The organism is Acrocarpospora pleiomorpha, from assembly GCF_009687885.1.
Lineage (GTDB): Bacteria > Actinomycetota > Actinomycetes > Streptosporangiales > Streptosporangiaceae > Acrocarpospora > Acrocarpospora pleiomorpha.
In genome coordinates, this window is sequence record NZ_BLAF01000065.1 from 1 (window position 1) to 17,853 (window position 17,853).

Annotated in this window: 20 protein-coding genes and 1 tRNA gene; 11 read left to right on the top strand and 10 right to left on the bottom strand. The window is 66.5% G+C overall.

The features are described from left to right. Positions 1–217 precede the first annotated feature (217 nt). Entirely contained in the window at positions 218–370 is a 153-nt protein-coding gene (locus tag Aple_RS40380) for a hypothetical protein (RefSeq protein WP_155350056.1), read from the bottom strand. Between the two features lie 159 nt (positions 371–529). On the opposite strand from Aple_RS40380, the gene Aple_RS40385 reads away from it, so the two are divergent. Then, positions 530–1,633 (top strand): D-alanyl-D-alanine carboxypeptidase family protein, encoded by a 1,104-nt coding sequence (locus Aple_RS40385; protein WP_246265091.1) that lies wholly within the window; start codon positions 530–532, stop codon positions 1,631–1,633. Between the two features lie 237 nt (positions 1,634–1,870). Here Aple_RS40385 and tnpA read toward each other — a convergent pair whose 3' ends face one another. Next, the gene (gene tnpA / locus Aple_RS40390) at positions 1,871–2,305 is read right to left on the bottom strand and encodes an IS200/IS605 family transposase (protein WP_155350057.1); all 435 of its coding nucleotides are present in this window, start codon (positions 2,303–2,305) and stop codon (positions 1,871–1,873) included. Positions 2,306–2,337: 32 nt separating this feature from the next. Between tnpA and Aple_RS40395 the strand changes: the two genes are divergently transcribed. Continuing rightward, on the top strand, positions 2,338–3,615 hold the full coding sequence (locus tag Aple_RS40395; protein WP_155350058.1) for an RNA-guided endonuclease InsQ/TnpB family protein: 1,278 nt from the start codon (positions 2,338–2,340) through the stop codon (positions 3,613–3,615). 46 nt (positions 3,616–3,661) lie between these two features. Here the strand turns inward: Aple_RS40395 and mscL are convergent, their stop codons facing one another. The 6 genes from mscL to Aple_RS40425 all read right to left on the bottom strand — a co-directional run bounded on the left by mscL (position 3,662) and on the right by Aple_RS40425 (position 8,958). Further along, complete coding sequence (mscL, locus tag Aple_RS40400; RefSeq protein WP_170321915.1) at positions 3,662–4,060, bottom strand: large conductance mechanosensitive channel protein MscL; 399 nt, start codon at positions 4,058–4,060, stop codon at positions 3,662–3,664. A 35-nt stretch (positions 4,061–4,095) separates the two neighbouring features. Beyond that, positions 4,096–4,902: an SAF domain-containing protein gene (locus Aple_RS55100; protein WP_155350110.1), complete on the bottom strand. Its 807-nt coding sequence runs from the start codon at positions 4,900–4,902 to the stop codon at positions 4,096–4,098. A 652-nt stretch (positions 4,903–5,554) separates the two neighbouring features. Further along, the gene (locus Aple_RS40410) at positions 5,555–6,361 is read right to left on the bottom strand and encodes an S-methyl-5'-thioadenosine phosphorylase (protein ID WP_155350059.1); all 807 of its coding nucleotides are present in this window, start codon (positions 6,359–6,361) and stop codon (positions 5,555–5,557) included. A 93-nt stretch (positions 6,362–6,454) separates the two neighbouring features. Then, positions 6,455–6,757, bottom strand: coding sequence for an FmdB family zinc ribbon protein (locus Aple_RS40415; protein ID WP_155350060.1), 303 nt, complete (start codon positions 6,755–6,757; stop codon positions 6,455–6,457). Between the two features lie 86 nt (positions 6,758–6,843). Next, entirely contained in the window at positions 6,844–8,349 is a 1,506-nt protein-coding gene (locus tag Aple_RS40420; RefSeq protein ID WP_308805541.1) for a potassium/proton antiporter, read from the bottom strand. Positions 8,350–8,367: 18 nt separating this feature from the next. Further along, positions 8,368–8,958, bottom strand: coding sequence for a 5-formyltetrahydrofolate cyclo-ligase (locus Aple_RS40425; RefSeq protein ID WP_308805542.1), 591 nt, complete (start codon positions 8,956–8,958; stop codon positions 8,368–8,370). Positions 8,959–8,977: 19 nt separating this feature from the next. On the opposite strand from Aple_RS40425, the gene galU reads away from it, so the two are divergent. The 7 genes from galU (at position 8,978) to Aple_RS40460 (ending at position 13,785) form a co-directional block, all read left to right on the top strand. After that, positions 8,978–9,886, top strand: coding sequence for a UTP--glucose-1-phosphate uridylyltransferase GalU (gene galU, locus Aple_RS40430; RefSeq protein ID WP_155350062.1), 909 nt, complete (start codon positions 8,978–8,980; stop codon positions 9,884–9,886). A gap of 4 nt (positions 9,887–9,890) precedes the next feature. Next, positions 9,891–11,075: a molybdotransferase-like divisome protein Glp gene (gene glp / locus Aple_RS40435; protein ID WP_155350112.1), complete on the top strand. Its 1,185-nt coding sequence runs from the start codon at positions 9,891–9,893 to the stop codon at positions 11,073–11,075. Continuing rightward, complete coding sequence (gene moaC / locus Aple_RS40440; protein WP_155350063.1) at positions 11,072–11,539, top strand: cyclic pyranopterin monophosphate synthase MoaC; 468 nt, start codon at positions 11,072–11,074, stop codon at positions 11,537–11,539. Before glp ends, moaC begins: the two co-directional genes overlap by 4 nt. Beyond that, positions 11,536–12,018 (top strand): MogA/MoaB family molybdenum cofactor biosynthesis protein, encoded by a 483-nt coding sequence (locus Aple_RS40445; protein ID WP_155350064.1) that lies wholly within the window; start codon positions 11,536–11,538, stop codon positions 12,016–12,018. Before moaC ends, Aple_RS40445 begins: the two co-directional genes overlap by 4 nt. Positions 12,019–12,144: 126 nt before the next feature. Then, positions 12,145–12,783 (top strand): GNAT family N-acetyltransferase, encoded by a 639-nt coding sequence (locus Aple_RS40450; RefSeq protein WP_155350065.1) that lies wholly within the window; start codon positions 12,145–12,147, stop codon positions 12,781–12,783. Between the two features lie 179 nt (positions 12,784–12,962). Next, positions 12,963–13,661: a divisome protein SepX/GlpR gene (gene sepX / locus Aple_RS40455; RefSeq protein WP_155350066.1), complete on the top strand. Its 699-nt coding sequence runs from the start codon at positions 12,963–12,965 to the stop codon at positions 13,659–13,661. 50 nt (positions 13,662–13,711) lie between these two features. After that, positions 13,712–13,785: transfer RNA gene (locus Aple_RS40460), tRNA-Ala, on the top strand. 30 nt (positions 13,786–13,815) lie between these two features. Here the strand turns inward: Aple_RS40460 and Aple_RS40465 are convergent. Next, on the bottom strand, positions 13,816–14,055 hold the full coding sequence (locus Aple_RS40465) for a hypothetical protein (protein ID WP_155350067.1): 240 nt from the start codon (positions 14,053–14,055) through the stop codon (positions 13,816–13,818). Positions 14,056–14,274: 219 nt separating this feature from the next. Between Aple_RS40465 and Aple_RS40470 the strand changes: the two genes are divergently transcribed. Both Aple_RS40470 and Aple_RS40475 read left to right on the top strand, forming a co-directional pair. Next, positions 14,275–14,922, top strand: coding sequence for a LysE family translocator (locus Aple_RS40470; RefSeq protein ID WP_155350068.1), 648 nt, complete (start codon positions 14,275–14,277; stop codon positions 14,920–14,922). 273 nt (positions 14,923–15,195) lie between these two features. Then, a complete protein-coding gene (locus Aple_RS40475) occupies positions 15,196–15,789 on the top strand; it encodes a helix-turn-helix domain-containing protein (RefSeq protein WP_155350069.1) in 594 nt (197 codons plus the stop codon). Positions 15,790–17,012: 1,223 nt separating this feature from the next. On the opposite strand, the gene Aple_RS40480 is transcribed toward Aple_RS40475, so the two are convergent. After that, positions 17,013–17,732 carry a hypothetical protein gene (locus tag Aple_RS40480; protein ID WP_155350070.1) on the bottom strand — a complete coding sequence of 240 codons (720 nt, stop codon included), beginning with the start codon at positions 17,730–17,732 and terminating at the stop codon, positions 17,013–17,015. Positions 17,733–17,853: the final 121 nt, after the last annotated feature.

The window sequence follows — 17,853 nt, forward strand, 5'->3', positions numbered from 1 at the left end:
GGATGCGGGTGGGTGGGCGTGGTGGGTTGCGGCCTGCTGCGCTGGTGGCGGCGGTGTTGGCGCCTGCGGTGTTGGCTGTGGGGTTGTTGGTGGCTGAGCTCACGGACTATGGGGTTAAGACGGGTCGCGGGGCATTCTCGGTGTCGGTGGAGCGGGTGGACGAGCCTCAGGTGATGGGGCCGGTCAGGGTGCCGGCTCCGGCGCGGCCGGAGCGGGTTTATGAGGGGGAGGTGCCTGGGCCGCGGGGGGCGACCGCGGAGGCGCGGCCGATGCCGTTGCAGGCCGCGCCGATGCAGCGGAGAGAGGCCAGGCCCGCTCGTACGGCTTCGCCGGAGGTGGCCCCGACGTGCCCGGCGGAGTGGTCGGACACGTGGTTGTGGGAGCTTTGTCTGGAAGATGCTCAGCGGCCCGCCTAGGGGATATCGGGAAAAAGAGCAGAGATTGGTATGTAACGGCTCTGGAGACTCGGGCCCGAACACTCACCGGGCTGTAGTAACGTGCGTGCCTGACCGGGGTCACGAGTTCGCAAATGGAGGAGTCGATCGTGCCAGCTCCTCGATCAGCGGGTCTGATCGTGGTCGTCATGGTGCTGACTTCGCTTGTGGCGGCCGAGGCTCGTGCTGAGCCTCCGAAGGTGCCGATCGCAGGCTTGGTCATGTCGTCGAGTGTGGAGACCGTAGCGGCGGATCCTGCCACGCTGACGGAGCTTCGGCGTGATGCGGAGAAGGCGACCAAGGGGATCGAGCAGGCGACCAAGGCTCTGGTCGCACGTCAGAAGGAGTTCGACACCTCGGTGCGCCAGTTGGAACGCAAGCTGACCGAGCTGCGGACCGCCGACGCGGAGCTTGCGCTGGTCCGGCGTCCGCTTTCTGATCTGGTCGAATACATCTACCAGGATCCGTCTTCCGGGGGGATGGGCCCGCTGCTCGTGAGTAGCAATGGGCAGAACGCGCTGCGGACGATGAGTGATTTCAACCAGCTCGCCACGGGCCGCAACCAGGTGGTGGACGATGCGGGTAAGTTGTTCGCGGAGCGGGAGCAGCTCGCGGCGGAGTCGCAGGAATTACGAGCCACCAAGCTGCTTCAGGAGGCGCAGCTCGCCTTCGAGATCGACACGTTGCGGAAGCAGTCACAGCAGACGGTGAAGTCGCTGACGACGGCGTTGGCGAAGCTGGGTGTGAAGCGGGGCGGGGGAGCGTGTGACCCTACTCGGGTGGTTCAGGCTGATCAGTATGCCAATGGGCTGCTGCCGCGGAACATGCTCTGTCCGTTGCCGTTCAAGGGCGAGGAGCTGCGGGCTGACGCGGCGATCGCCTTCGCGGACTTGAATATCGCGTACAAGAAGCGCTTCGGCCAGCCGCTCTGTGTGGTCGACAGCTATCGGAGCCTGCGCGATCAGCAGATCGTCTACTACCAGCGGCCTGGGCTGGCCGCCATCCCGGGGCGGAGCAATCACGGGCTGGGGCTCGCTGTCGACTTCTGCGGTGCGATCAGGGTGTACAAGTCCACCGAGTTCGTCTGGCTGGAGCAGAACGGCAAGCGCTTTGGGTGGATCCATCCGGATTGGGCTTACGTCAGCCCCTTCGAACCCTGGCACTGGGAGTACGACCCGAAGGTCGGCTCTCTCCTCTAACCGGCTTCGATCCCTGAGACGTTCTTAGCCTGCCGCCCGTCCACGCCCACCGACACCCCGACCAGCCGGTCGGGGTACCGGCCACTGGACTCTCAACGACGGATTTGTATGGCTATCGCCCTGCGTTCCGCCCGAGACATTCCGCCCCCGAGACGTGGCTTACGTCGCGTGCTACCGGAATGCGGGCTAGTGCTCCGGGCTTCAGCCCGGGGGTGAAGGCCCGCGCGTGAGTGCCCGCTAGGGCGCGAGCGTGCTCTGGACCGGGCGGTTTTGCCGCTCGATGTACTGGCGCACGATCGACAACGGTGCGCCGCCGACGCTCCCGGCGAAGTAGGAGCCCGACCACAGCTTGTTCGCCCGGTAGTAGTGGGCGGCCAACTCAGGGAACTCTTGTCGCATCCGCCGGGACGCCACGCCCTTCAGCGAGTTGACGAGCTTGGACAGGGCGACCTTGGGTGGGAAGTTGACCAGCAGGTGGACGTGGTTGTTCTCGCCGTTGAACTCGGCCAGCTCGGTCTCGAAGTCGGCGCACACGTCCCTCATGATCTCTTCCATGCGGGTCAGGTGGGGGTCGGTGAACACCCGATGCCGGAACTTGGTCACGAAAACCAAGTGAGCGTGCAGCAGGAAAACACAGTGCCTACCAGTCCTTATGTCGCTGTATTCGGCCATAACCCAATACTAGATCGGGTAGGATCATGGTCATGAGCGGGCAGGGGACGGTCAAGCGGCAGCGCGGGCATAAGGCCCGCTTGGAGCTGACCCGCGACCAGTCCGCGCTCCTGGACGAGCAGGCGTCCGCCGCGATCACCATATGGAACTGCCTGCACGCCTACTGGACACATTTCCCCGGCAGAAGGCCGACCCTGGCCCAGGCCGACCAGGCGATCCGCCAAGCCCGCACGGATGTCCCGTTCCTGGCGGCCCTGCCCGCCCAGGCCGCCCAAGCCGTCCTGAAAACGTATCGGCAGGCGTGGGAGAACTTCTTCAACCCCGACCACCCCGCCAAACGGCCCACCTTCAAGTCCAAGAAGAACCGGCCCCGCCTGGCGGTCGACGTGCCGCAGGTCCGCAACATGCGGATCCTCCGCCTGTCGGCCAAGTGGGGACAGGTCACCCTCCCGATGGTGGGCCGGGTCCGGTTCCGGTGGACCAAAGACCTCCCCGGCGTCGGAAAGAACTCCCCCGCGGGGAAGGTGACCGGAGCCCGCATGGTCAAGGACGCGTTCGGGTGGAGCATCGTGTTCCGCACCGAAACCCTGGTCGCGCCCGCCTCCGCGCATCAGGGCCCGCGGGTCGGGATCGACCGGGGCATCACGGTCGCGTTGGCCCTGTCCGATGGGACGATGCGCGAGCACGGCTCCTGGCTGAGCGACGGCGAGCGCGAGCACCTGCGCCGGTTGGAGAAGAAGTCGGCTCGTCAGCGCACGTCCCGACCGAAGAAGACCCGCCCCTCGGGGCGGGAGCGGCGTACCTACGACCAGATCGCCCGGCTCCGCGCGAAAGCCAAGCGCAGGGCCGTGGACTGGCAGCACCAGACCACCACCGAACTCGCCGGCACGTTCGCTGTGATCAAGGTGGAGGAACTCTCCATCCTCAACATGGTCAAATCCGCCAAGGGCACGATCGAGGCCCCTGGCAGGAACGTCGCCCAAAAGGCGGGCCTGAACCGGTCGATCAGCGGCCAGGCGTGGGGCCGGACCGTCACCCTGCTCGAATACAAGACCACCGACCGGGGCGGACAGGTCATCAAGGTCCCCGCCCCGGGCACCTCACAGACCTGCCACCGATGCGACCACCGCGACCCGGCCAGCCGCAACGGAACCGTGTTTGCCTGCGTCAACCCCGCGTGTGGGTGGGTCGGCCACGCCGACACCAACGCCGCGATCAACATCAACAACGCCGACGGATCAGCGGTGTCAGGACGTGGAGACCTCGGGGTCACCCGGTCTGTGAAGCGTCAACCCTCGCGCGCCGCTTAACCGCGACACGACGGGAGAATCCCCGGCCTTCAGGCCGAGGAGGAGGTCAAGACACGGGTGTGAGCTGGGCTGTGCAGGCGCTGCAACGGCTGGCCGCCTTCGGAACCTCAGTCAGGCATTCGGGGCAGTCCCGGGTCTCCTTGCTGGTTGGTCCGAACCGTGCCATAAGCAGCTCGTACGGCTTGACGAGGAAGAAGTAGACGACTGTGGCCACGATGAGGAACGACACCAGAGCGTTGAGGAAGTTCCCGTAGCTGATCGTTGCGTCCCCGATCTGCAGCGCAAGACTTCCGAAATCGGGTTTCCCGGCTATGGCGGCTATGGCGGGCGTCAGGAGGTCCTTCACGAACGAGTTGACGATGGAGGTGAACGCGGCGCCGATGACCACCGCGACGGCAAGTTCGATGACGTTGCCGCGCAGGAGGAACTTTTTGAATCCGCTCATGATCGCCTCTCGTGTCCGTGTTGACGCCCCACAGGTTATCGAGGGTGGATGGCTATGGAGAGCTGACCTTGAGATTGCGCGTAAGCCAGTAGGGCGGCCTGCCACGAAGTCGTTGCCAGAACCAGGAGCGCGCCTTCGGATCGATCGCTGGCGGCGGTCCCGGCCAGAACTGTGACCCGGCTGACTACTGGGCCGCTTCCTACTGTCACGCCATTTTCGGTTCCAGCGGTGCCGACCTTCATACCTGCGGGTCTCACGCGGTCAACCTCGACTGCGAGTACCGCATTCTCAACCGCCGCACTGTCGGCGTGGCCGCCGCTTGGCTGTCCATTCCCGCTGGTCTCGATCCCACCGTTGTTGTTCGCCGGGCCATCGGGGATTACCTCCTCGGCTTCGGTGCCACCCGGTGATGGGAATAAGGGTCCAGTGGAAGCGGCCAGGACGTCGATGACGTCACCCGGCGACACCAGTTGCGCGGCGTCGGCGTCGGCGATCCGGACGGGAGTCGCCACCAATCCATCACTCTGGCCGGCTAGAAGGCCCTGTCCCAGTAACCGCACGTCGGTCAGCGGCTCTCCCCGGCGTATCGGTCCGGTGAGAACTCGCCCAGCGAATGAGGCACCAGGCCGCAGCACCCCATCCGGCACCATTGAGGAGGGGAAACGCAGCACCGCGATATCGGCCGGGGAGAGCCGACCGCCGGGCAGGTCCCGCGCGGCGACAAGCACATCGACTCCCTTCGACCCGCCCACAGCCAGGAGGGCACACGCGACCGAACACCCGGCGAGAACCGCGGCCAGCAGACGGCGCCGTCGCCCCAGAAACCTGGTCACAGCACGCATGGTTGAACTCCGAGTTTGGGAAATGAGCCACCAACGAGGGCGGCCTCAGCACGAGAACGTGAAGCTCCGATGGATGGAGCCCAGACGGATCGAGCCAGACGGATGAGGCCCAGAACGGATAATGGGAGCGCTCTCTGCAGGATTCTCACGACCACCATGCGCGCGTGACACGGTCCATGCCCGACCACAATGCCGACCTGACTTGGGCGGACCTGACCACTGTGGAGGCGCTGCCCACATCGCCCGACCATCGTGGCGACCTGGCTGCCGGTGGTGCTTGTAACGGGAGGGATCCCACCCACCCAGCCCTTTGTTTAACCTCGGGCTCCGCCCGCCCCCGCCAACGCCGTTTCGCTGGAACCACGAATCGAGCCCACGCCGAAAGGCGAACGTTACAACCTGCCCAGAGCGGCGCTACCAGGCCTCATTCCATGGGCGTGGCACTACTAGCTCACCGCCGCCTGCACGGTTAGCGCGAGGACCACGTCTCAGTGCAAGGCATGGCACAACAAGCAATTGCCACTGCGCGATCGACGCCTCAGGTGGACCACGTCTCGTTTCAAAGGCAGGGCGCAACCTTGACACGAGGCAGCACGGAACCCGTCAAGCGACGAATGGCTGAGAAGGACGAGCTACAGGAAGGCTGAAACGGTTACGGAAGTTCGAAAGGCAGCTTGATGCCGTCTAGGGCGTTGCCGCAGGTGCATTCGCGTTCTTCTGGCAGGGCCTGCACCACGTCCGCGACCAGTGACCGCATTCGCTCGATATTGGAAGCGAAGAACGCGAGCACCTCGTCATGGGTGACGCCTTCGCCCGCCTCCACCCCGGCGTCGTGATCAGTCACCAATGCCATGGTCGTGTAACAGAGAGCCAGCTCCCGAGCGAGAACGGCCTCCGGATGCCCAGTCATCCCGATGATCGACCATCCCGCGCTGGAGAACCACCGGGACTCGGCCCGCGTGGAGAATCGAGGCCCTTCGATCACCACCAGCGTGCCGCCGTCCACCGTCTCCCAACCGGCAGAGCGCGCCGTCCCCACCGCTGCCGCCCGCCCATCAGGACAGTACGGATCCGCGAAGGACACATGCACAGCGCCACCGGCGTCGTAAAAGGTCTGCACCCGCCCCGTCGTGCGATCAACCAGCTGGTCGGGAACCACCAACGTGCCCGGTCCGAGTTCGGCCTTCAACGACCCGACCGCGCTGGGGGCGATCACCTGCCGGACCCCGAGCGACCGTAAGGCCCACAGGTTCGCCCGATAGGGAATCCGGTGTGGCGGATACGCATGGTCACGCCCGTGTCGAGGAACGAACGCGACCCCGCGCCCCCCGATCTTCCCCAGCGTCACTTTGTCACTGGGCGGCCCGTAGGGCGTCGCAACGTCAACCTCCTCGGCATCGTCGAGAAGGGAGTAGAACCCCGAACCGCCAATGACCCCGATGTCCACGCGATTGACCATGTCGCCGACCCTAGCGAATCCAGCCGTCCTCGTCCCAGGCCAGGCATCGTCCTGTGGATAACCGCCACCCTGTGGACAACCCCGCGTGGAGGCTCAGGCGGCCGACGTTGAGGACGAGGTGGTGGTCGTGGACGATGTGCTGGAGGCTGGTTTGGCCTCCGTCTTGGCCGGGGTAGAGTCGCTCTTGGCTGGCGCCGATGTAGCGGCGGAGGAGCTCGAAGACCGGTTGTCTGTGCGGTAGAAGCCCGATCCCTTGAACACGATCCCCACAGCGTTGAAGACCTTGCGGAGCGAGCCCTGGCACGCCGGGCATTCGGTGAGGGCGTCGTCCGTGAACTTCTGGACGACCTCGAGCTGCTCACCACAACTGGTGCAGGCGTACTGGTAGGTGGGCACCGCGCTCCTCCTCGTGAATTGGCACTCGACCGGTGCGACTGCTAAATGATAGCCACTGAGACCTTGAAACAGAACTTGACGGGTGTTTAGTCCCCGCTTTCGCCGTACCAGCCTGCAAGTTTGCCTCTTCGGCTGACCGCGCGCAGGCGCCTCTCTACGAGGTCGCGCTGGGCCGCGGTGGTCACGACCAGGAGCTGGTCCTCCGAGCGCAGGCGGGTGGTCTCGGCGGGGACGAAGGAGCGGCCGTCGCGGACGACCATGGTCACCGCGGTGTCTGACGGCAGGCGGAGTTCGAAGATTTCGACGCCATGCATTTTCGAGCCGGGCGGGATCCTGACCTGCAGGAGGTCGGCGTTGAGTTCCTCCAGGGGGGCCGACTCCACGTCCAGGTCGCGGGCCTCGCCCTCAGCGGACAGGCCGAGCAGGCGGGCCAGGAAGGGAAGGGTCGGGCCTTGCGCCAGCGTGAAGACGATCACGATGACGAAGACCACGTTGAACATGCCCGCTTGGCCGCTGGCCGCCCAGGGGATGGTCGCGAGGACGATCGGGACCGCGCCGCGCAATCCCGCCCAGGACAGGAAGATCTGCTCCCGCCAGGTCACCCGGCCGATCCGCGCAAGCCGTACCAGGGCGGTGGAGCCGATCACGGAGAGCGGGCGGGCGAGCAGGACCAGAGCAAGGCCGGCCACCAGGCCGGGAATCACGGCAGAGGGAAGTTCGGAGGGGCTGGCGAGCATGCCGAGCATGACGAAGAGGCCGATCTGGGCGAGCCAGGCGGCGCCTTCGGCGAAGCCGCGGGTGGCCGAGCGGTGGGGCAGGCGGCTGTTGCCGATGATCAGCGTGGCGACGTATACGGCGAGGAAGCCGCTGCCGTGCGCGACCGCGGCCCCGCTGTATGCGAGGAACGCGATCGCCATCACCGCGATGGGATACAGGCCGGACGCCGGTAGGGCGACGCGGCGCAGCAGGTATGCCGCGGCGGGGCCGACGGCCAGGCCGACCGCGGCGCCGATGGCGAGTTCGACGGCCGACGTGACGAGAACGTTCCAGACGGATGGATCCGGCACGTTGACCTGGCTCAGCAGGATCACGATGATCACGGTTGGGGCATCGTTGAAGCCCGATTCCGCTTCCAGGATGCCCGCGAGCCGGGGTGGTAGCGGCAGCCTGCGCAGGACCGAGAAGACCGCCGCCGCGTCGGTCGACGCCAGGATCGCGCCGAGAAGCAGCGCGGAACGCCAGTCCATGTCGAGGAGCCCGTGCACGGCGGCGGCCAGCACCACGATGCTGATCCCCACCCCGACCGTGGCGAGCACCAGCGCGGGTGGCACGGCCTTGCGAACGTGTTCCCAGTTCGTCGTCAGGCCACCTTCGGCCAGGATGACCGCCAGCGCGATCAATCCCAGCTGCTTGGCGAGCACGGCGTTCTCGAAGTGGATCTCCCCGAGCCCGGATTCGCCGAGCAGCAGGCCCAGGCCGAGGTATATGAGCAGAGAGGGCAGCCCGGTGCGATGGGCGACTCGGACGGATGCGATCGCGGCTATCACGATCACCGCGGACACGAGAAGCCAGCCGTCAAGCTCCAGCCGCACCCGGTCCCCTTTCTCGTTTTATGACAATTCTGTCACACCTGTCACAAAGAGTCCCGATGGTAGTGCCGCGTACCGAACGGGGCGATCGTGCGGTTCGGCCGGAACGCCGTCGATCAGCTCTCCCTCGTGCAGCAGCGCCACCGTCGGCACGTTCGGGCCCACCCGCGCCAGCGCCCGGTCGTACGATCCGCCGCCCCGGCCCAGCCGGGTGCCCGTCGATCGGTCGACGGCCAGCGCTGGAACGATCACCAGCGCGGCGGTGCGGATCGTGTCCACTCCACGCCGGGTGTCCACCGGCTCCATGATTCCGAACGGGCCCGGAGCGAGTGAATCAGGCCCGTCGTACACCGCCCAGTCCAAATCGCCGTCGGGGCGCAGGACAGGCAGGATGACGGTCGTCCCATGCTTCCACAGGGCGAAGATGAGGCCATGCGTCGCGGGCTCGGCACCGATCGACCAGTATGCGGCGACCAGTCCGGCCATCTGGACCCACGGCTGGTCGAGCAGAGTCTCCCTGATGGCCTGTGCGCGATCACGGCGTGAGTTCTCATCAATGCGGGAACGTTCACGCAGAATTTCACGCCGGAGCTTCAGCTTGTTCAAAGACACCTCCACTAGGGTTCCAATCATGGGTGCTGACTTCGATTCCGTGACGAAAGCCGTAATCCCCGTCGCCGGTCTTGGCACGCGGTTCCTCCCCGCCACCAAGGCAACGCCGAAGGAGATGCTGCCGATCGTCGACAAGCCGGCCATTCAGTATGTCGTCGAGGAGGCGGTCTCAGCCGGACTGCTCGACGTGCTGATGATCACCGCGCGCAACAAACGGTCGATCGAGGACCATTTCGATGTCGCCTACGAGCTGGAGGGCGCGCTCCGGGCCAAGGGCGACGAGGCACGTCTGTCCCAGATCCAGGAGCCGGTCGATCTCGCCACTATGCACTACATGCGTCAAGGCCAGCCTAAGGGCCTCGGCCACGCCGTTCTGTGCGCCAAGCAGCATGTCGGCAACGAGCCGTTCGCCTGCCTGCTCGGCGACGACCTGATCGACCCGGCCGATCCGCTGCTCCATCGCATGATCGAGGTCCGCCAGACGTATGGCGGAAGCGTGATCGGGCTGATGGAGGTTCCGCGCGAGCAGGTCTCGTTGTACGGCTGCGCGGCGATCGTCGAGACGGATGAGGACGACGTCGTCCGCGTCACGGATCTGGTCGAGAAGCCCGCACCTGAGGAGGCGCCGTCCAACTGGGCCATCGTCGGGCGTTATGTGATCGACCCAGCGGTTTTCGAGGTGCTGGAGAAGACCCCGCCGGGGCGTGGCGGCGAGATCCAGCTCACCGACGCGTTGCGCACGCTCGCCGAGCGCGGCACCCACGAGGGCGGCCCCGTCCACGGCGTGCTCTTCCGCGGCCGGCGGTACGACACGGGCAACAAGCTCGAATACCTCCAGACTGTCGTTCAATTCGCTGCTCACCGTGAGGATCTCGCGCCCGAGTTCCTGCCGTGGCTGCGACAATTCCTAGATGAGGTCCAGTCCTAGCGACATGAAGCCGGTCGAGCGGCATCTCGCCGACATCCTGGGTACGGTGCGGCCCCTGGCCCCGCTTGAGGTCGATCTCGAGCGGGCGCTGGGCACCGTTCTGGCCGAGGATGTGACGGCTCCGGTATCGCTGCCACCGTTCGACAACTCGGCCATGGATGGCTATGCGGTGCGTGCCGGGGATGTCGTGAACGTCCCTGTCAGTCTGTCGGTGACCGAAGATGTGGCGGCCGGAGACGGCGCGCTCCGGGCGATCGGGTCCGGAATGGTCGCGCGGATCATGACGGGGGCGCCGGTGCCGGCGGGGGCGGACGCCGTCGTTCCGGTCGAGTGGACCGACGCCGGTCGCACCCAGGTCACCATCCACAAGCAGGTTCAGCCCGGCAACGCGATCCGCTTGATCGGGGAGGATGTCCGGGCAGGAGACGTGGTGCTGCGCGAGGGCACCCGGATCGGCGCGGCTCAGCTGGGCATCCTGGCGGGGGTGGGCCGCCGTCGCGTCCGGGTCCGGCCGCAGCCGCGCGTGGTCGTGCTCTCCACCGGCGCGGAACTGGCCGAACCGGGCACGCCGCTCGGCCCTGGCCAGATCTGGGAGTCCAACAGTTTCATGCTGGCCGCCGCGGTCCGAGAGGCGGGCGCCGAGGGCTTCCGGGCCGGAGCCGTCACCGATGATCCCAACAGGTTCCTCGACATCCTTGACGCGCAGCTCCTGCGCGCGGATGCCGTGATCACGAGCGGCGGGGTCTCGATGGGGGCATACGAACCGGTCAAGGAAGCGCTCGCTCCGCTGGGCCGGGTCGTGTTCGAGAAGGTCGCCATGCAGCCCGGGATGCCGCAGGGATTCGGCCTGGTCGGCGACGACAACGTGCCGATCTTCACCCTGCCCGGCAATCCGGTCTCAGCGTTCGTGTCGTTCGTCCTGTTCGTCCGGCCGGCATTGCGGCAAATGCAGGGTTTGCCCGCGACGTTGCCTGAGACAGTCAAGGCGACGACCACGGCGCCGCTGCATTCGCCGCCCGGGCGGCGGTCATTCCTGCGGGCGGTCCTGACCGGTGGCACCGTGGCTCCGGTGCACGGCCAGGGTTCCCATCAACTCGCCGCCCTGGCGTCGGCGAACGCGCTCGTGATCGTGCCCGAGGACGTGACCGTTCTCGCCGAGGGCGCCACCGTGGAAGTGATCCCGCTATGAATCTCAGCCATCTCGACGATTCCGGCGCGGCCCGCATGGTCGATGTGTCGGAAAAGGCGGTTTCCGCCCGTACGGCTACCGCGTCCGGGCGTGTCCTGCTTTCCGCGGAGGCGGTAGCCGTACTGCGATCCGGCGATGTGCCCAAAGGGGACGCGCTCGGCGTGGCGCGAATCGCCGGGATCATGGGCGCGAAGCGGACTCCTGATCTGGTGCCGCTCTGCCATCCCATCGCGCTGCACGGAGTGAAGGTGGAGCTCACGGTCGTCGACAGCGGGGTCGAGATCACCGCAAAGGTGAAGACGGTGGACAAGACGGGCGTTGAAATGGAGGCTTTGACAGCGGTGTCCGTGGCCGCCCTCGGTCTCATCGACATGATCAAGGCCGTGGATCCGGCCGCCGTCATCACCGACGTACGCGTTGAGGAGAAGACCGGCGGCAAGACCGGCGTCTGGACCCGGCCATGAGCCCGGTGCGCGCCCTGGTGATCACAGCCTCCAACCGCGCGGCTGCGGGGATTTACCCGGATAAATCCGGTGTGCTCCTGGCCGAATTGCTCATATCGGCGGGATGTGAGGTGGACGGACCCCGCGTAGTCCCCGACGGTGAGCCCGTCGAGGCCGCTTTGCGCGCGGGCATCGCCGACGGCTTCGACGTCATCGTGACCACCGGCGGCACCGGTCTCACCCCCACCGACCTCACCCCCGAGATGACCCGCCGCGTCATCGATCGGGAGATCCCTGGCATTGCGGAAGCCGTACGCCAGATAAATCGGGAAAAGGTTCCCACGTCGATCTTGTCGCGAGGGCTTGCCGGGCAGGCGGGCAGCACGCTGGTCGTCAATCTGCCGGGCTCGACCGGAGGGGTGCGTGACGGTATGGCCGTACTCGCCCCCATCCTCGCCCACGCCGTCGACCAGATCCGCGGCGGTGATCACCGTGGCTGATCTGACCGGGCACAAGCGATGAAAGCGGCCAAATCCAACGCCCTCCCGCCATGGACACCGCCTGACCGTGTGCTCTTCCGCACACCCGTCGTGGCGGACACGCCCTCTTCCGGGGATGATTGACTCGTGGATCGATTGCGCGGCTGGCCCGCGACCCTGGCGGAGGGGCCCGTGGGGCTCCGTCCGCTCCGGCTGCGCGACGTGCGCGCGTGGCGGGATACGCGGCTGCGCAACGCCGACTGGCTGCGTCCATGGGAACCGAGCAACCCGGAAACGCCGCTGTTCCGCACCGGTCTCGGGCCGTACGTCTCGATGGTCGGGACCCTCAAGCGCGAAGCGCGCCAGGGGCTCGCGCTGCCCTGGGTGGTTACGTACAACGGCGCGTTCGTCGGGCAGCTGACGGTCGGCGCGATCGTCTGGGGGTCCGCTCGCTCCGCACAGGTCGGGTACTGGGTGGACGGGGCCGTCGCGGGCCGCGGCATCATCCCCACCGCGCTCGCCCTGGCCGTCGACCACTGCTTCTTCACCACCGGCCTGCACCGCCTGGAGGCGAACATCCGCCCCGAGAACCACGCCAGCCGCCGAGTGGTCGAAAAGCTAGGCTTCCGCGAGGAAGGCATCCGCCGCCGCCAGCTCCATATCGACGGCGCCTGGCGGGACCATATCTGTTACGCCTTGACGGTGGAAGACGCTCCCCGCGGCCTGCTCGTGCAGTGGCGCCGCACCCGGGACGCCTCGGCCACGCGCCGGACCGAAGCCCAGTGAACGCGTCCTAGCTACCGCTTGTTGCGCCGATTTACATGAACAGCTTTGACGATCTCGCGACACACCGCACCGAATGCTCGTCAATCAGTGACACGCCGTCTTACGGTGCGTGACGTGAGCACATCTGCGCGGCGACCAGTCCCCAGATGTCTCCAGGCAGCCCAGAGAAGGAGGATCGCATGAGCAGCGTCCTCCTTTACCTTGCGATCGTGGCGATGTGGCTGGGCGTCCTGGTCCCGATGTGGCTCCGCCGCGACCGTTACGTGTACGTGGACGACGAGAAGTTCACGGTCGAAGGCGACACCCTCACCGAGCCGCTCCCGGCGGCACACGAGCCACAGAACCCTGACGCGCTATCCGTCTCGGAGCCATTGGTCGCGATGGAGCCGAAGGGCTCGGACGAAGGTTCCCCGGGTCTGCCCGGGTCGAGGGGACGCGCGGGCCTGCCCGGTTCGCCGGATCAGGCTGGTTCGGGCCCCGCGACCGAGCCGGTCGCGCCCGCTGACAGCCGCCGTGCCGAGTGGCGGCGCCGTGCCCGCATCACCGCGCGCCGCCGCCGGCGTCTGCTCTGGAGCGTCCTGCTGTTCCTGGCGTCCGTGGTGACAGCGGCGGTGCAGATCGTCCCCTGGTGGGGCGTCGCTCCCTCCGCCGTGGTCCTGATCGGCTACCTCGCCGTACTTCGTGTCGCCGTAAGCATCGACGCGGAGCAGCGCGAACTGGCCGCCAGAGCCCAGGCCTCCCGCGCCCGCCACGCCCGCGAACTCCGCCGCCGCCTGGAGGAAGCCGCCCGCGAAGCCGAGATCATCGAGATCGAGGCCCGCCGCCGAGTCCAGGTCTTCGATCAGTACGCCGACCACCGCCGCGCGGTCGGCGACTGACCCAGATGGCGCGAACACCCCTGGAAGTTTGCTAACCTAAACGAGTTCCAGGGGCTATAGCGCAGTCCGGTAGCGCACTTCGTTCGCATCGAAGGGGTCTGGGGTTCAAATCCCCATAGCTCCACCCAGAAGGGCAAGGTCAGGGCCTTGATCGCTAAGCGGTCAGGCCCTGTGTGTTTCTGGCAGAAATTCGGGAGACGACTTTGGCCGCCGTCCCGGCACGCCACCGCGCGAGCTCGCGATCCAGAAGTGGGATAGGAGAGGTCGGCCACATCTCAAAGCGGCTGGCGATGGCGTTCTCCCACGGCCCGTCGAGGAGCTCAAGCAGCTGCTCGCGCATCCCCTGGGTGATGTGGCCGTAGCGGCCCTGCATGGTCGGGTCCTCGTGCTCCATGCGCTCCCGGCGAAGTCGGCGGAGGGTTCCAGGCCTCCGCGCGCGAACTCGGCCGTCACGGCGGACGGCCTAAGGTGTTTGACGACGCCATAATCGCCTATGCGTGGGCGCGCGGGGTGGCCGTGCCCTGGCCCCCTGACCCCGCCTGCGGGCCGCAGACCCTCCGCCGGGTTTTGTCAGACCCTGCCTTTACGCTGGTGCCGATGCGAAGGGGGCGCGATGAGTTACGGGGCCTTGGCAGGGATCGCCCTGGTGGCGTTGGGTATGGTGCTCACTCCTGGGCCCAACATGGTCTATCTGGTGTCACGGTCGATCGCCCAGGGTCGCAGGGCCGGTCTCGTCTCACTCACCGGCGTGGTCGTGGGTTTCCTCGCGTACCTGACGGCGACCTGCCTGGGTCTCACCGCGGTGTTCGCCCTGGTCCCGGCCGCGTACACGGCGATCAAACTGGCCGGTGCCTGCTACCTGCTCTACCTCGCATGGAAGACCCTGCGCCCGGGCGGCCTCTCGGTTTTCGAACCCGGCGACCTGCGCCCCGACTCGACGTCTCGGCTCTTCACCATGGGTTTGGTCACCAACCTGCTCAACCCGAAGGCGGCTGTGCTTTACCTGTCCCTGCTGCCCCAGTTCATCGACCCGTCGACAGGCCACGTGATGATGCAGAGCTTCGTCCTGGGCACCGTACAGATCACCGTGAGCATGGCCGTGAACCTGCTGATCGTCTTCACGGCAGGCACCCTCGCCACCTTCCTCAAAACCCGCCCAACCTGGCTCCGCGCGCAGCGCTACGTGACCGGCACCCTGCTCGGCGTCTTCGCACTCAAACTGGCGACTGACCGCTCCCGCGCAGCCGTGGCCACACCATGAGTTCGCGTTCGTTATCCGAACTGGTGACGGTGCGTTGATCGCGTAGGTTCGCGTGATGGGCGGGAGAGACGATGGCGGCCGGTGATGTCGCGGTGGTGACCGGGGCCGGTTCCGGGATTGGCAGGGTGGTGAGCAGGGCGCTGCTGGACGCGGGGTAATGGGTGGCGCTCGCGGGGCGGCGTACGGAACCGTTACGGGAGAGCGCCGGAGATCATTCCCGATCTATTTAGAGGGGTGAGGATGCTACGCATAGATGGATGATAACTTTCATCTATGCGTAGTAAGGGGCCGCCGCTTTTGCCGATCTTCCGGTCGCGGCACCAGGCGGACCTGCTGACTCTGCTGTTCCTGCAGCCTGATCGCGAGTTCACGTTGACTGAGTTGGCGGAGCGGGTTGGGGTGCCACTGACGACCCTGCAGAGAGAGGCTGGACGGTTGGAGGAGGCAGGCATTCTCGCTGGTCGGCGGGTGGGTAGGGCTCGCTTGATCCGGGCTGCGGTGCCTGGGCGTTACGCGAGGTCGCTCACCGAGTTGCTGACCTTGGCGTTTGGGCCTCATGTCCTTGTACAGGAGGAGATTGCGGGGATGCCAGGTGTCGATGGCGTGGCGATCTTCGGTTCGTGGGCGAGTCGATACCGGGGGGAGTCCGGTCCGCTGCCCAGCGATATCGATGTCCTGGTCATTGGAAATCTCTCTCGCAGTGAGGTCTATGAGGCGGCTGAGCGCGTAGAAGCACGGCTCGGAATCCCGGTCAATCCGATCCTCATGGCATTCGAACGTTGGAATGAAGCTGCGGATCCGCTTGTCGAGCAGATCCGGGCGTCGCCGGTCGTCTGGGTGAAGGACCTGCCGGAGGAGGCCGAGTGATGCGTTGGTCACCGGGCAGGAATGAGGTTGAACGCCTGCTTGGAGACGGGCGGCTTCAGAAGGTCGTCGGTATGGCCGCCGATGGAACCCAGTGGTTGGAGCGCGAAGCGTACCTTGGAGACCGCTCGGGCGGTCACTGGCGATCCGGACAGCGCTTTCGTTCTCGTCTACGACGCCGCTCGACACGCTTGCACCGGAGTATTGGCGCACCAGGGTCTCCGGCCCACGACCGCAGGCGGGCACTACGTCGTCGAGGAAGTTCTGCGAGCTCAGTTCGGTGGTGTCTTCAGGGAGTTTGGAGCGCTACGGCGACGCCGTAATGAGATCGAATACCCGATGCGTCCGGGGGATTTCGTACGCATGACGAAGCTGCGGCGGCGATTGCCACCGCTGATCGGCTGATCGACGCGGCTCACAGACTGATTGGCGAACTCTCTCTCTTTTGATGTCTCGATCGCGTGGCGCACTTCATTTCGTCGGCCGTCGGGCTTCTAAGTTTGCCACTGCGCAGACGTGGTTCAACGTGAGTGACGAACTGAGTGACAACGGGCGCGAACACTTGGCGACGTCACCGCACCGCGAGGTACCGTAGCGCCAGGTCAACGGCCTCACAATGAGTAAGTCGCACCGCGCGCAAGTGGCTTCGCATCGAAGGGGTCTGGGGTTCAAATCCCCATAGCTCCACCCAGGTCAGAGGCCAGTTCCGATCATCGGAACTGGCCTTTCTGGTCTCCGTACAGCCAAGAAGTACAGCAGTAGGCTTGCCAGCCGTCGGCCGGGACGCTACGCGCTACATCTGGGCAAAGGACCTGGCCAACGGCATGAGGGCTGTAGCGCTGCCGCTACATGTGGCGGGTCCGCCGCTACGCTCGCCAACCCGTGGTTGGCCGCAGGATCGATCGACCACGTGAAGATCGATCGACCTGCGGGCTCGATCGAGGATGCGGGGGTCTATCCGGGGGTGCGGCCGGTGTGGTCGGCGCAGATGCGGAAAGCACGCATGCTTGCGAACCGGACAGGTTCGGTCAGGTTCCGTCGCCGAATCGACCGTCTCACCGGGCAGATATGAGGCGCTGGAAACAGCACGCGCCTACCGCACACCACCGGAGTGGCTGCGCCCACCTACCCGGTGCTTGCCCCGCTACCTGGCTGGGTCGTCGACCCGCGCTTCCAGCCCGCCGAGCTACCCCGTTGTGTGTCTTCGCCCGCTGGGCGACGCCGCGTCAGCGCGCGGCCGGGAAGCCGACCCTGCTGGCGGGTGGGGCCGGCAGGTGTTTCTTCGCGCCCCACCACAGGAACTGGACGCAGGTGTCGCGGCCGGGGGCGTCCTGCTGATCGTCCACTTTCGCGCAGAACCGGTTCGGCAGGTCCTGCGCGCCGGTGTACATGTGCCACTTGACGTCCACCGCAGACTCGAGTTCGTCGGGCTTCGGGGCGTCCGCCCGGAGCGACGGCGAGGCCGCATAGAGGTCGCCGTACGCGATGACGCCCTCGTAGAAGCCTCCGTTGTGGCGGGTCACGGTCTTCAGCAGCGCCTTGAGCGTCGTCGGCTCGACGACGAAGACCGGATTCCTGAGGGGGTTGTACTCCTTGGGCTCGGCCCGCCAGATCTTCCCCTTGGGTAGGGAACGCACGATCGCCGGGCTGGTGCGGTAGGTGTATTTCCCGACGCCGAGCGACCGGACCCGCTCCTTCGCGGGAGCGAGCTTCACCCGCATCTCGTACGCCACCACACGGCTTCGCCCGAACTCCAGCCACCCATCCTGCGAGAAGCGAAGCTTCGCTGGCACGCTGGCGAACGAATGCCCCATCTCGCGCACCATGACCCCGCGCCCCGGCACATACTGCGCCTTCACCGCCGCCAAGGGATCCGCCGCCGCCTCTGCGGGCCTCGGAACGCCGAGCCCAGCCGCCACGAGAGCCACAACCACAATTCGCCGCATCACACGGTGCATTCTCCATCAGATCCGGAGATTTATCCGGAGCTCGAGCGAGACCCTCGCGAGGCTCGGACCGCCGCCGTGCCGCGATTCAGGCCGAGTTGAGGGGCGTGACCGACCCACC